15 protein-coding genes are annotated in these 13895 nt (G+C 47.6%); 6 read left to right on the top strand and 9 right to left on the bottom strand.

Features of this window, described 5'->3' with window-relative positions; genetic code table 11:
• Positions 1–420: 420 nt before the first annotated feature.
• Positions 421–969, top strand: a complete 549-nt coding sequence (locus C9I89_RS20165) for a gamma carbonic anhydrase family protein (RefSeq protein ID WP_107285119.1) — start codon at positions 421–423, stop codon at positions 967–969.
• On the opposite strand, the gene C9I89_RS20160 is transcribed toward C9I89_RS20165, so the two are convergent.
• The 9 genes from C9I89_RS20160 to C9I89_RS20120 form a co-directional block, all read right to left on the bottom strand.
• A complete protein-coding gene (locus C9I89_RS20160; protein ID WP_107285118.1) occupies positions 966–1229 on the bottom strand; it encodes a DUF1488 family protein in 264 nt (87 codons plus the stop codon). The two genes, C9I89_RS20165 and C9I89_RS20160, sit on opposite strands and share 4 nt — an antisense overlap.
• Before the next feature lie 11 nt (positions 1230–1240).
• Entirely contained in the window at positions 1241–2062 is an 822-nt protein-coding gene (gene aroE / locus C9I89_RS20155; protein WP_107285117.1) for a shikimate dehydrogenase, read from the bottom strand.
• Positions 2063–2143: 81 nt separating this feature from the next.
• The gene (hemF, locus tag C9I89_RS20150) at positions 2144–3049 is read right to left on the bottom strand and encodes an oxygen-dependent coproporphyrinogen oxidase (RefSeq protein ID WP_107285116.1); all 906 of its coding nucleotides are present in this window, start codon (positions 3047–3049) and stop codon (positions 2144–2146) included.
• Between the two features lie 41 nt (positions 3050–3090).
• Positions 3091–3648 carry an L-threonylcarbamoyladenylate synthase type 1 TsaC gene (gene tsaC, locus C9I89_RS20145; protein ID WP_107285122.1) on the bottom strand — a complete coding sequence of 186 codons (558 nt, stop codon included), beginning with the start codon at positions 3646–3648 and terminating at the stop codon, positions 3091–3093.
• Between the two features lie 80 nt (positions 3649–3728).
• Positions 3729–4235, bottom strand: a complete 507-nt coding sequence (purE, locus tag C9I89_RS20140) for a 5-(carboxyamino)imidazole ribonucleotide mutase (protein ID WP_107285115.1) — start codon at positions 4233–4235, stop codon at positions 3729–3731.
• A 78-nt stretch (positions 4236–4313) separates the two neighbouring features.
• Positions 4314–4871: a DNA topoisomerase family protein gene (locus C9I89_RS20135; RefSeq protein ID WP_107285114.1), complete on the bottom strand. Its 558-nt coding sequence runs from the start codon at positions 4869–4871 to the stop codon at positions 4314–4316.
• Positions 4872–4908: 37 nt separating this feature from the next.
• Positions 4909–5382, bottom strand: a complete 474-nt coding sequence (locus C9I89_RS20130; protein WP_107285113.1) for a DUF494 family protein — start codon at positions 5380–5382, stop codon at positions 4909–4911.
• A gap of 2 nt (positions 5383–5384) precedes the next feature.
• Positions 5385–6482 carry a DNA-processing protein DprA gene (gene dprA / locus C9I89_RS20125; RefSeq protein WP_107285112.1) on the bottom strand — a complete coding sequence of 366 codons (1098 nt, stop codon included), beginning with the start codon at positions 6480–6482 and terminating at the stop codon, positions 5385–5387.
• Entirely contained in the window at positions 6479–7540 is a 1062-nt protein-coding gene (locus C9I89_RS20120; protein WP_107285111.1) for a LysM peptidoglycan-binding domain-containing protein, read from the bottom strand. The genes dprA and C9I89_RS20120 overlap by 4 nt, the downstream gene beginning before the upstream one ends.
• 354 nt (positions 7541–7894) lie before the next feature.
• Between C9I89_RS20120 and def the strand changes: the two genes are divergently transcribed.
• From def to C9I89_RS20095, 5 genes are all read left to right on the top strand, one after another.
• On the top strand, positions 7895–8404 hold the full coding sequence (gene def, locus C9I89_RS20115) for a peptide deformylase (protein ID WP_107285110.1): 510 nt from the start codon (positions 7895–7897) through the stop codon (positions 8402–8404).
• Between the two features lie 15 nt (positions 8405–8419).
• Positions 8420–9364, top strand: coding sequence for a methionyl-tRNA formyltransferase (gene fmt / locus C9I89_RS20110; RefSeq protein ID WP_107285109.1), 945 nt, complete (start codon positions 8420–8422; stop codon positions 9362–9364).
• Between the two features lie 237 nt (positions 9365–9601).
• Positions 9602–10897 (top strand): 16S rRNA (cytosine(967)-C(5))-methyltransferase RsmB, encoded by a 1296-nt coding sequence (gene rsmB, locus C9I89_RS20105; RefSeq protein WP_107285108.1) that lies wholly within the window; start codon positions 9602–9604, stop codon positions 10895–10897.
• A 99-nt stretch (positions 10898–10996) separates the two neighbouring features.
• A complete protein-coding gene (gene trkA / locus C9I89_RS20100; RefSeq protein ID WP_107285107.1) occupies positions 10997–12373 on the top strand; it encodes a Trk system potassium transporter TrkA in 1377 nt (458 codons plus the stop codon).
• A 19-nt stretch (positions 12374–12392) separates the two neighbouring features.
• The gene (locus C9I89_RS20095) at positions 12393–13838 is read left to right on the top strand and encodes a TrkH family potassium uptake protein (RefSeq protein WP_107285106.1); all 1446 of its coding nucleotides are present in this window, start codon (positions 12393–12395) and stop codon (positions 13836–13838) included.
• Positions 13839–13895 lie beyond the last annotated feature (57 nt).

Raw genomic sequence — 13895 nt, 5'->3', positions numbered from 1 at the left:
CTCTTCAATTAAAGTTTTGTTGTATCTTTCGATACGGCTCAATGATTTTTACTGATTTTCTGTTTCAACCGAAGTTGAAACGTAAATTGACTGTGCCAATATCATTCCTCTGCAGGAACCATATCGTCCGGTCACTCAGTTCATTGATAAATCTTTCGACGAATCATTTCACGAGTGCCCACACAGATTGCATGGTCAAATTGTTAAAGAACATACTGACTGGTTGCTGGCTTAGCGCCGCGCTCCGTGTCAGTGAGGTCGCATTATAGAGAGTTCGATCACATTGGCAAGGGGCGTTTTAAAATAAATTCGTCATTTTTGCCTGGATGCGCAATTATCGTTCAAATGCCCTATTTATCGGTGCAAATCACATCATGACTTCGCTATTCTTTAAAAATGACTTCAGTTAAGGTGTACTTCATGCATTCAGCCCTCAGATCATATAAAGGAATAACGCCAACTCTTGGTGAAAATACCTATATCGATAGCTCAGCAGTATTAGTTGGCGATATCGAATTGGGTGATGATGCCAGTATCTGGCCATTAGTCGCCGCACGGGGCGATGTAAACCCGATAAAAATAGGTGCTCGTAGCAATATTCAAGATGGTACGGTATTGCACGTCACTCGCAAGACTGCCGATAAACCGGATGGCCATCCTTTACTTATTGGCGATGATGTCACTGTTGGACATAAGGCAATGCTGCATGGCTGTCAGGTTGGCCATCGAGTGTTAGTGGGGATGGGGGCCATCTTATTGGATGGTGCGATCATCGAAGATGATGTGGTCATTGGTGCAGGAAGCTTAGTCCCACCGGGCAAAACATTAAAGAGCGGTTTCCTTTATATAGGTAACCCGGTAAAACAAGCACGTCCGCTAAATGAAAAGGAGCGCGCTTTTCTGCCGGCTTCTGCTGATAACTATGTCAGATTGAAGAATGAGTACCTTGCTGGTAATGAGAACCCTTAATCAATAAGGATCTGTCCCTCGCTATCAAACGCTTCGTCCTCAATCAGTTCTTCTGCCAATTCTTCTAAGTCGAAACGATTGGCAGAAAACACCGCTAAGATCTCCGATTCTTTTGTCAACTCTTGCGCAGCTTTCTGCTGGAGCCATTGCAGGCTCACCCAGCAGCTGATTAATGCACCCGCTTGTTGCGCAGGAAAGTTGACTGCCTGCTTATCGTTATCCCAACTTTGGATGTCAGCAAATAAAATATCTTGATTCATTGTTGTTCCACTTAATCTTGTAATGCACGTCGAAGTTCGCGTTGGACCTGTTTCGCTCCGGGGCGAATACCTCGCCATAGCATAAAACTTTCAGCAGCCTGACCAACCAACATCCCCAAACCATCAAGCACCTTTCCTGCCCCTAAACCACGCGCCCATAGGTTAAAGGTCGTAACACCAGAGCCATACACCATATCGTAGCAAGTCATCTGCGGTTTGATCAGGCTATCTGACAAACCGGGTAACTGGCCGCTTAAACTGGCTGATGTGGAATTGATAATGACATCAAAATCAGGCTTAGTGGCTTCATCAAGCCCAAGCGCGGAAACCGAACCATAAGCAGAAAAGCACTCGGCCAGTTGCTGGGCTTTTGCTATGGTTCTATTGGTAATAACAACCGCTTCAGGTTTTTGAGCCAGCAAGGGGAGAATAACCCCCCGGGCTGCACCACCAGCACCAACTAATAAGATCCGCTTGCCCGACAGCTCTACCTGATTTTGCAATAAATCTTGTACCAGACCTTCACCATCGGTGTTGTCACCTAAAATGGCACCATCGTCGAGCTTTTTTAATGTATTCACGGAACCCGCCAACTTTGCACGCTCAGTTAACTGAGTCGCATACAGGTAGGCCTGTTCTTTAAAGGGCACTGTGATATTGCAACCCCGACCACCAGAAGCAAAGAAAGCATCTGCGGCCGCAACAAATCCATCAATAGGCACTAACTCTGCGGTATACGTCATCGCTTGGCCAGTTTGACGGGCAAACAGGGTATGAATAAAAGGGGATTTGCTCTGGCCTATGGGATTACCAAAAACGACGTACTTATCCATGTGAAATTTCTGTCCAAAATAGTTAAGGGCGATAAATCGACCCTATCATTGCTCAATCTCAAGCTCAAACAGTTAATATAATCACCATTTGCGCGGCTTAAGATAATTCTCATAGAGATTGGCTTCTGGCGATCCCGGTTTCGGCTCATAGCAATATTCCCAGCGGGCCAATGGCGGCATCGACATTAATATCGATTCTGTACGTCCACCGCTTTGCAGGCCAAATAGGGTACCGCGATCATAAACCAGATTAAATTCAACATAGCGACCACGGCGGTATAACTGGAATTCACGCTCACGTTCACCGTATGGCGTATGTTGGCGCTTGTCGACAATGGGTAAGTAAGCGTCTAAGTAACCGTTACCAACCGCCTGTAGATACGCGAAGCTTTTCTCGAAACCCCACTCATTGAGATCATCGAAAAACAGGCCGCCAACGCCGCGGGTTTCATTGCGGTGCGGTAAAAAGAAGTATTTATCGCACCATTCTTTATGGTGTTGATAAAGATCCTCACCAAAAGGGGCGCAAATCGCTTTCGCGGTATCGTGCCAGTGCTGGCAATCTTCTTCAAAAGGATAAAAAGGAGTCAGATCAAAACCACCACCAAACCACCATACCGGGGCTTCACCTTCTCTCTCGGCAATAAAGAAACGTACATTAGCATGAGAGGTCGGAATGTACGGGTTACCAGGATGGATCACCAAAGAAACACCCATTGCTTCAAAGCTACGCCCCGCAAGCTCAGGACGGTGCGCAGTCGCCGATACCGGCATTTTGGAGCCGAAAACATGAGAAAAATTGACACCCGCCTGCTCAAACACACTGCCATTACGCAATACACGACTACGTCCGCCACCACCCTGTTCGCGCAGCCACTCATCCTGTTCAAATATTGCCGTACCGTCCTGACGTTCCAGACTATGGCAAATTCTATCCTGGAGTGAGAGTAAAAAAGCTTTTACAGCATGTTTATCGACGTGCTCCATCATTTCTCCTTGTATGACCGTACGGACCTTACTGCCATTTTCTAGCCTTGGCGCAACACATTATTACTGCATGCATCACGAATTTCAGTCGGATTTTCTCGCCCGCCAGTCTCACCCTCTAAGATAGCACTTAGATGTTCGCCCAGCTGATCATAGACTTCAGTAGCCGTTTTACATGGCGGCAGCCCTGTTAAGTTAGCACTGGTTGAAGTGATAGGTTTACCAAAGTGAGTACAGAGCTGTTGTACTAAAGGATGATCACTGACACGTACCGCGATTGAGTTAAATTGCCCGGTCAGAAAAGCCGGTACATTTTTTTTCACTGGCATTACCCAGGTAACAGGACCAGGCCAGGTCGCAAAAATATTCTGCTTTTGCTGCTCAGTCAGCTGGCTATCATCGATATAAGGCAACAACTGCTGATAATCAGCAGCAATCAGGATCAATCCTTTTTCAACAGGACGCTGTTTTAAGGTTAATAGTTTTTCGACAGCTTGTTGATTATCAGGATCGCAACCAACCCCAAACACGCCCTCTGTCGGATAAGCAATGACTTCACCGTCTTTTAACGCAGCTACAACTTGTTGCAAGTTGTCCATATCGACCTCATCAATAACCATATTAAATGCAATAAAAAAGGCGCTCTAAAGAGAGCGCCTCTTGAATTCATGGCTATTATTTAACCCTTTAGACGCTCTTGTAAAGCAGCATCTTTCGCGATGACTGATTCAGCGTTCTTTTGTCGCTCAGCCTTCACGGCCTGTGCGAGCTCTTTATCGCCAGTTGCAAGAATTTGTGCCGCCAGATAACCCGCATTTTTCGCGCCCGCTTTACCAATAGCAACCGTCGCAACTGGCACCCCGCCAGGCATCATTGCCGTTGACAGTAGAGCATCCATCCCTTGAAGCGGGCCAGCATCGATCGGCACACCAATAACCGGTAATGTGGTGATACCCGCAACGGCACCCGCTAAGTGGGCAGCCAAACCCGCCGCACAAATAAATACGCCACAACCGCGCGCTTCAGCATCCGTCACATAAGCGTGAGTTGCTGCAGGTGTACGATGAGCCGAAGTAACTTTCACTTCCGTAGTAATTTCAAAAGACTTTAAAACATCAAGAGTTGCCTGCATTACTGGCAAATCCGAATCCGATCCCATCAAAACAGCAACAAATGTCTTAGTCATCAGCTTTCCTTCCATATTTAAGTGACGTAAACGATTGCGTAAGAATTATAGCCGAATTTCCAAAGAGATCGAGAGCAATTATGATTGAATATGGTGACATTTCTTATCGGCACATTGCAGCTTAGTGCCACTGGCGAGATTTTTCTCTGTTAACAAAGGGAATCCGCATTCTTCACATTGCTGAGCAACAGGTTTGTTGTTCACTGCAAAACGACATGCTGGATATTGATCGCAAGCATAAAAGGCTTTGCCGTAACGAGACTTACGCAGAACAAGATAACCTTTGTGGCAATCTGGGCACAAAATCTGGGTATCGTCGGTTTTTTTCTCTAACGGCTCAATATGCTGGCAATCTGGGAAGCTGGCACAACCAATAAACATCCCAAAACGACCCTGGCGTAATACCAGTTCGTCTTCACACTGCGGGCAAGGCTTACCAAGGTGTTTAACAATGTGGCCATCGTTGTGGTTTATCGGGCGAATAAAATTACATTCTGGGTAATTCGAGCACCCAAGAAAAGGGCCGCGCTTGCCATAGCGCATCGCCAACACACCACCACAATTGGGGCAGGATTGTTCTTGCTCTAACGCGTGCTCATGAGCACTAAATAACTGGTCGTTAATTTTACCGGCCATACAACATTTTCACTCGCTAGGGCAGGGTTATAGGTAATTAATGAATGTAGCCGTCTTCAGCACCGTAGAGCAGATCTTCCATTTGGCTATAGGCATTTTCATTGCCCGGTGCGTTAAACAGCACCATCAAAATGATCCACTTCAAATCGTCTAACACAAATTCTGTTGTTTCCAGCTCCATCACACGATCAATAACCATTTCACGGGTATCGGCGCTTAAGACGTGAATTTGTTCCAGATAAGTTAAGAAGCCACGGCACGTTACATCCAGGCGTGCCATCTCCTGCGGAATATAAACACGTATCGACGTGACCGCACTATCGTTCATATAAGGCGTATCGTCAGTATCTTGCAGTGCTGCAAGTTTCTCTAACCACGTTAGAGCCTTATAGATATCATCTTGATGAAATCCAGCACGGCTAAGCTCATCGGAAAGCTCATCCTGATCAACCAATAGCTCCACATCGCTGTGGATATAGGTTTCAAACAGGTACATTAGAATGTCCATCATGACTAGCCCCTCCTCGTTCTGATATAACCACCGGGCACTGTAGTGACAACACCATGCAATTCTAGTTCCAATAATTGCATCATAACTTCATGTACGGGTTGTTTACAGCGTTCAGCAACTACATCTACGGGTGTTGCCTCATTGCCTACGTTAGCCAACACCGTTGAAAATGGCAATTCTTCATTTTCAGGTTGTGGCAATGACAAGTTCATTTGGTTACTTATTGCGCATTCTGTTAGAGCTCCCACCTCTTCAAAGATATCGACCGGACTTTCTACCAGTTTAGCACCAGATTTAATCAAGGCATTGCAACCCCGACTGGCTGGATTTTGAATCGAGCCAGGCAACGCGAAGACTTCCCGTCCTTGTTCAAGCGCATAACGTGCCGTAATTAACGAACCACTTTTTTCTGCCGCTTCTATCACCAATACGCCAACTGACAGCCCGCTGATCACTCGATTTCGACGCGGGAAATTTTGTGGCCGCGGTTTTTCATCCGGCCAGAACTCAGAAACCAGTGCGCCTTGCTCCGTAATTTGAAGGGCTAAGTCACGATGCCGGGCGGGATAGATATGATTCAGTCCTGAACCCAATACTGCAACCGTCGCTCCGCCATTCTTTAGTGCCCCGTAATGTGCCTGCCCATCAATACCTAAAGCCAAACCACTGGTGACGACATAATTGGCGGCCACCAGCGCGGCAGAAAAATGATACGCAGCCTCACGACCATCGATACTGGCTGTGCGACTACCGATGACCGCTAGCTGTGGCTCGCGCAACCAGTGCGGTTCACCACGAACGAACAATAATGGGGGAGCAGAAGCTATCTCTTTTAAAAGCGCAGGGTAATGCGGTGAATCGAGCGTTAGAATAGATTGCTCGCTTTGCTCAGCCCAAGCCAAACAGGCATCAATACGCTGGCGTTTAGGATAGTGAAGGGCATGAACCTGTTGCTCTGAGAGTCCGATTAACCGCAGTTGTTCAGCGGGCATCGTGAGCAATTGATGTGGAGTTGCATGCTGTAAGAGCTTACTGATCCGATTGCCGCCTAAATAAGGTACAGCAGCCAGGATCAGCCAACTCTCTAATGTTTTACTCATCGGTCAGTTAAACGCGGAGGTAAAGCAAGTGTTCCAGCACGAAAAGGTTCAAGGCTACGGGTTACTACCGCCAAACTAAAATATTCATATGGTCGGATAATCATAACCTCACCAACGAGAGAACGGCTAAGCTGTTGTTTTTCAGATAACCAGCCATGTTCATTTTTATAAGCATAGTCACCTTTATTCCCTGTTACTTTTGCACCAGGTTTAAATAACTGCAATACATTACCCGCAGCTAAATTATCCAAATGACCACGATCAAGTACGACGACTTGAGACGTCGCAATATAGCGATGTCCTTCTAAATGCCCCAAAACACTCGCTTGAGTATCAACTGGCGGCTTTGATGGGGAAAAATGCATATCAACGTCTGAAACCGTTATGGGAGCAGGCAATAAAATATCGTTTTGACTGATCTCTTGCCGACAAGATTCCACCGTCATTAAGCTCATATTTTCTTGTATTTCCGACGTTCTAAGCCTTGCAACCTCTTTGAGTGATATCACTTTTCCATCAGGCTTATCTTTTCGCACAAACTCCGCGGCGACACGATACACCCACCACTCGGTGCCTAGCAATAACTCAGAATCAACCCAAATTTTGTCTCCGCGAGACATATATCCTCGCTGCTCACTTGCCCCCAAAACCCGGGGAAGTTGAGCGAGACTTTGCTCGGTGATTAATTTATTTTCAGCTAGGTAAGGAAATATCAACGTTTCTTGTAATGTGGTAATCGCAGAGTGTTTAACGCGAATTTGGGGGGAGAGTACGACATTTTTTTTAAATTGTAACTGAGGACGGTCATTGACCCATACAAGGTGTAATTGATCACCCGGATAGATCAAATGCGGGTTTTTAATATAACCATTCGCTTGCCAAAGTTGTGGCCATAACCAAGGATTTTCAAGAAAATATGCCGATATATCCCATAAGGTATCGCCTTTTTTGACTGTATAAACCTCAAGAATATTTTTCTTTACACTGGGTAACACCGCATGCGCCCAACAAACAGAAAATGAAGAAATCAAAATAAGCAATAAGACGCACACTCTCATGTCGAGCCTTCCTTGTAGATAACCACAGAATTATATAAATACAAGAATCAAAGGTGTCATCCGCTTAGAAAGATGTCCAAGGCAACCTGACTAGCTGACAATGGTTTTGGGCACAGTTCAACTTTTCATTGTTCCAAATACATCTGATACTCACCAAGTCTGCTGGTAGCCCCCTAATCTACTACACGACAATTTGTTCATTCTATTGACTAATAATGCAAAGAATCCCTGCCTTCAATGATTATCACTGACGATGTTATACAGCCAATGCTGTTATTTGATCTTTAAAATGACTAGAATTAGAGCAAGTAAGCTATTTCCGTTTTCAGCACAGTTCAATTTTTTCGAGTATCTATGTCAGTATTGCAAGTATTAATATTCCCTGATGAGCGTTTACGCACTGTCGCCAAACCCGTAGAAGCCGTCACACCTGAAATCCAGAAAATTGTCGATGACATGTTAGAAACCATGTACGACGAAGAAGGTATTGGCCTGGCAGCAACCCAGGTTGACATCCATCAGCGTATAGTTGTGATTGATATTTCTGAAGAACGCGACCAACCCATGGTACTGATCAACCCAGAAATCACCGACAAACGCGGTGAAGATGGTATCGAAGAAGGCTGCTTATCCGTTCCCGGAGCACGTGCTCTGGTTTCGCGCGCTGCGGAAGTGACGGTAAAAGCCCTTGATCGCAATGGTAATGAATTTAGCTTTGAGGCGGATGATCTGCTCGCTATCTGTGTGCAGCATGAGCTTGACCATCTGGCAGGAAAACTCTTTGTTGACTACCTGTCGCCACTGAAGCGTCAGCGCATCAAGCAAAAGCTAGAAAAGCTGAAGCGTTTTAACGACAAAAATTAATCATTCGAGGTTACCTTGAGCAAACCGTTACGTATTGTTTTTGCTGGTACACCTGACTTCGCCGCCCGTCATCTGGCGGCGTTGTTGTCTTCACAGCATGAAGTTATCGCCGTTTACACTCAACCGGATCGCCCTGCAGGCCGCGGTAAAAAATTAACCGCCAGCCCAGTTAAAAATATCGCCTTAGAGAGTGATATTCCGGTTTATCAGCCCGCATCGCTGCGCAATGAAGAAGCTCAGCAAGAACTGAAAGCACTCAATGCCGATCTCATGGTCGTCGTGGCATATGGTCTGATCCTGCCAACTGAAGTGCTGGAAACACCCAAACTGGGCTGTATCAATGTTCACGGCTCAATCTTACCACGCTGGCGTGGAGCGGCACCTATTCAGCGCGCCATCTGGGCGGGTGATAGAGAAACGGGCGTCACCATCATGCAGATGGACGAAGGCCTCGATACCGGTGACATGCTGAGCATCGCAACCTTACCCATTGAAGCCGCAGACACCAGCGCCACCATGTATGAAAAGCTGGCCGGGCTCGGTCCTGATGCATTGATTGATTGCTTAGCCAATATTGCCGCTGGTACGGCGGTTGCTGAAAAGCAAAACGATGCATTGGCAAACTACGCGAAGAAATTAAGCAAAGAAGAAGCAAAGATTGACTGGACCATGGATGCCGCCGCCATTGAGCGCTGCATTCGCGCCTTCAATCCATGGCCGATGAGCTTCTTTGAAGTTGCCGGACAAAATGTCAAAGTCTGGCAAGCGACAGTTGAAGATGACAACCAGGGTAAGGCTCCGGGTACGATCTTGTCCGCAGACAAGCAAGGCATTGCTGTCACGACCGGAAAAGGTGTATTACGCCTCACCGAGCTTCAACCTCCTGGTAAGAAAGCGATGAAAGCGCAAGATTTACTCAACTCGCGCCGAGAATGGTTTGAACCAGGCACCGAACTGTAATTTTGAAGTCTGAAGCCGGTGCCCAGCCACTGGCTTTTTTCTTTTCCAGATCATTGAAAAATATAACTACTCTGCCTGTAGCGGTTCAACTCGACGCTATTGAGTTCAAAAGCAAAAAAGAATGCGTGTCATGTTTATACACAATTTATCCGTATAATGGAGCGCTTTCGATGCCGTTATTGAGCGAAGTAGCAAGATGGTGAATGGCTACATGGAAACCAATTTCAGGAAATACGTATGAACGTAAGAGCCGCAGCAGCCCAAGTTGTTTATCAGGTTGTTGATCAGGGGCAATCCCTTTCAGCTGCACTACCTGCAGCCCAGCAGCTAATTCGAGATCGTGACCATGCCTTGCTGCAAGAGATTTGCTACGGCGTACTACGCTGGTTGCCACGTTTAGAATCCATTACGACACAGCTAATGGATAAACCTTTGAAAGGTAAACAACGTGTATTCCACCATTTAATTTTGGTGGGTTTGTACCAACTAGGCTACATGCGTATTCCCGCTCACGCGGCAGTCGCTGAAACCGTTAATGCGACCAAAGATCTCAAGAAACCCCAGCTACGCGGTTTAATTAATGCCATTTTGCGTAACTACCAGCGCCAGCAGGAAAGTTTAGATGCCAAGGCAATGAGCCATGATGCTGGTAAATATGGTCACCCAGGCTGGTTGCTAAAGCTACTAAAACAAAGCTACCCGGAACAACTGGAAGCGATTGTTACAGCAAATAATACCAAAGCACCAATGTGGTTACGGGTAAACCGCCAGCACCACACCCGAGATGAATACCGCCAGCTTCTTGATGAGGCGGGTATCGAAACCGAATTACACCCAGAAGCCGCTGACGCGCTACGTTTATTGGCTCCTTGTGATGTGAGCAAGCTACCTGGCTTTGCTGATGGTTGGTCTTCGGTACAAGATGGTGCCGCACAATTGGCTGTCGATTACCTGCAGCCACAAGCTGGTGAATTAATCCTCGATTGTTGCGCAGCACCCGGTGGTAAAACGGCCCACATTATGGAACGTCAGCCAACAGCCCAAGTAGTGGCAATTGATTGCGATGAAAAGCGCCTGCAGCGTGTTCACGAGAATCTAGAACGCTTGCAGCTAGATGCAAAGGTACTGTGCGCTGATGCACGTTATCCTGCCGATTGGTGGCAAGGTGAGAAGTTCGATCGTATTCTGCTTGATGCCCCTTGCTCTGCAACCGGTGTTATCCGCCGTCACCCTGATATCAAGTGGTTACGTCGCGCTGATGATATCGAAGCGCTGGCCAGCCTGCAGGCTGAGATTTTCGACGCGATGTGGCAGCAGCTGAAATCTGGCGGCACTCTGGTCTATGCAACCTGTTCGATCACACCGCAGGAAAACAGCCAGCAAGTGAAAAACTTCCTGGCTCGTACCGCTGATGCAACCCTGATCAATCGAGGTCAAGAAGCCGACAGCGATCCAGAACAGCCTGGTCGCCAGATCTTACCGGGTGAATCAGACATGGATGGTTTCTACTACGCCGTGTTACAAAAGAGCTAACGGTCACAAGGCTAACTCGTTATCAACCAGAACATCTCAGTATGTTCTGGTACTGTAGTCGTCGTAACCTATACAGAAGAATATAATCAGGCACATGCTATGAAAATTATCATTCTCGGCGCCGGCCAGGTCGGTGGCACACTGGCTGAGAACCTTGTCGGTGAAAACAATGATATTACTATCGTTGATCAAGACCCTGAACGCCTGCGTGAATTGCAGGATAAGTATGACCTACGAGTCGTACAAGGTTTTGCCAGCCACCCCCGCACCTTGCGTGAAGCTGGCGCTCAGGATGCCGACATGTTGGTTGCCGTCACTAACTCTGACGAAACCAACATGATCGCCTGTCAAATAGCCTTTTCTCTGTTCAATACTCCCAATCGGGTCGCCCGCATCCGATCGCCGGAATACCTCAAAGAAAAAGAGCTGTTATTCCAGTCAGATGCAGTACCGGTTGATCACCTGATTGCCCCGGAAGAGCTGGTTACCGGGTATATCGAACGCTTGATCGAATATCCAGGCGCCCTGCAGGTGGTCGGTTTTGCTGAAGATAAAGTCGGCCTGGTGGCAGTTAAAGCCTATTACGGCGGCCCACTGGTCGGTAATGCCCTGTCGGCACTTCGCGAACACATGCCGCATGTCGATACGCGTGTTGCGGCCATTTTTCGTCAGGGGCAGGCGATTCGACCGCAAGGCACCACCATTATCGAAGCTGATGACGAAGTCTTCTTCGTGGCAGCCAGTAACCATATCCGCTCGGTAATGAGTGAACTGCAACGTCTTGAGAAACCTTACAAACGTCTGATGATTGTCGGCGGCGGTAATATCGGGGCAGGTCTGGCTCGTCGTCTGGAACAGTCTTACAGTGTTAAGCTGATTGAACGTAATCCTGAACGCGCAGAAAATCTGTCAGAAATGCTGGAAAATACCATCGTATTCTGTGGGGATGCCTCAGATCAGGAACTGCTGAGCGAAGAGCACATTGAGCAAATTGATGTGTTCATTGCGGTAACCAATGACGATGAAGCCAACATCATGTCGGCGATGCTCGCCAAACGCATGGGTGCCAAAAAAGTCATGGTGCTGATCCAGCGCGGTGCTTATGTGGACTTAGTGCAAGGCGGCAATATTGATATCGCGATCTCCCCACAGCAGGCAACCATTTCAGCCTTGCTGACCCATGTTCGCAGAGCCGATATTGTCAATGTATCTTCATTGCGCCGCGGGGCTGCTGAAGCCATTGAGGCTATCGCCCACGGTGATTCCAGCACCTCGAAAGTCGTTGGCCGTGCCATTGGTGATATCAAGCTTCCACCGGGCACCACCATTGGCGCAGTGGTTCGTGGCGATGAAGTACTGATTGCCCACGACCGCACATTAATTGAGCAGGATGATCACGTCGTGATGTTCTTGGTTGATAAAAAATATATCCCAGATGTTGAGCGCTTATTCCAACCAAGCCCGTTCTTCTTGTAAGACTACCTGTATAAAAATTATGGTCAATTTTCGTCCCATATTGTTCGTTATTGGGCTGGTTCTATCTAAGATCGCCCTGTTCATGTACGTCCCGACTCTGGTCGCCTTTTTTACCGGTACCGGCGGGTTTATCGATTTTGCCATTGCGGTATTCATCACACATACCGTGGCTTTTCTGTGCCTGACATTTGGCCGTACCCAGGAGTTTAAATTAGGGGTCAGAGATATGTTCCTGATCACGACTCTGGTGTGGACTATCGCCAGTGCCTTTGCCGCATTACCCTTCGTGTTTATCAACCATATCAGCTTTACCGATGCTTACTTTGAAACCATGTCGGGGATCACCACGACCGGTTCAACGGTACTCAGCGGTCTGGATGATATGGCACCGAGTATTTTGCTATGGCGATCCACCTTACAATGGCTCGGGGGCATTGGCTTCATTGTCATGGGGGTCGCGATACTGCCGATGCTCAACGTCGGGGGGATGCGCCTGTTCCAGACGGAATCATCAGACTGGTCAGAGAAAAGCTCACCAAGAACCAAGAGCGTGGCGAAGAATATCGTTATCGTCTATCTGGTCCTGACCCTGCTGTGCATTCTCGGTTTTATCATGACGGGAATGAACACCTTCGATGCCATTAACCATGCGTTCACCACCTTATCAACCGGAGGCTACTCAACCTCTGATGGTTCAATGAATCACTTTTCCAACAGTGCTCACTGGGTCGCCATTGTTTTCATGTTCGCGGGTGGGTTACCGTTTCTGCTATTCGTCCAGGTTTTACGGAAAAAAAGTGCAGCAGCACTACTGACCGATGCCCAGGTACGCGGCTTCACATTATTAGTCCTGACTGCAGGGTTGGTCGTGGCATTGTGGTTAACCTGGAAACTGGATTACGCCTTTAGCGATGCATTTAGAGTTTCGCTGTTTAACATAATTTCAGTCGTGACCACCACCGGATTCGGCCTTGATGACTTTACTTCCTGGGGCCCACTGCCAAGCATTATCTTTGCCTTTATCATGGTGGTCGGGGGGTGTTCGGGTTCAACTGCAGGCGGGATCAAGATCTTCCGCTTTCAGGTCGCTTTTGCCTTATTGCGCAAACAAATGATGCAGCTGATCCATCCGTCAGGAATGTTCATCCAGCGTTATAACGGTCGTCCGGTCACCGAAAGCATCGTTCGCTCAGTGGTCGCATTCGCCTTAACCTTCATCATAACGATCGTACTTATTGCCGCAATACTTGGCGTACTGGGGTTAGACCCGATAACCTGTGTTACCGGGGCAGTCACTGCGGTTGCAAATGTCGGACCGGGGATGGGAAATGTCATTGGCCCGACCGGCAATTTTGCGACGCTGCCGGATCTCGCCAAATGGGTCCTGAGCTTCGGAATGCTGATGGGGCGCCTGGAAATACTGACCGTCTTAGTGGTGTTTTTCCCAGCCTTCTGGCGTAACTAATCGATTTGAAATCAAAAAAGAGAGCGAATTCGCTCTCTTTTCTTATCTGGCCCGGCA

Origin of the sequence: Photobacterium lipolyticum (genome assembly GCF_003026475.1) — a bacterium.
GTDB classification, from domain to species: domain Bacteria; phylum Pseudomonadota; class Gammaproteobacteria; order Enterobacterales; family Vibrionaceae; genus Photobacterium; species Photobacterium lipolyticum.
This window is presented reverse-complemented; position numbering and strand designations above follow the sequence as displayed.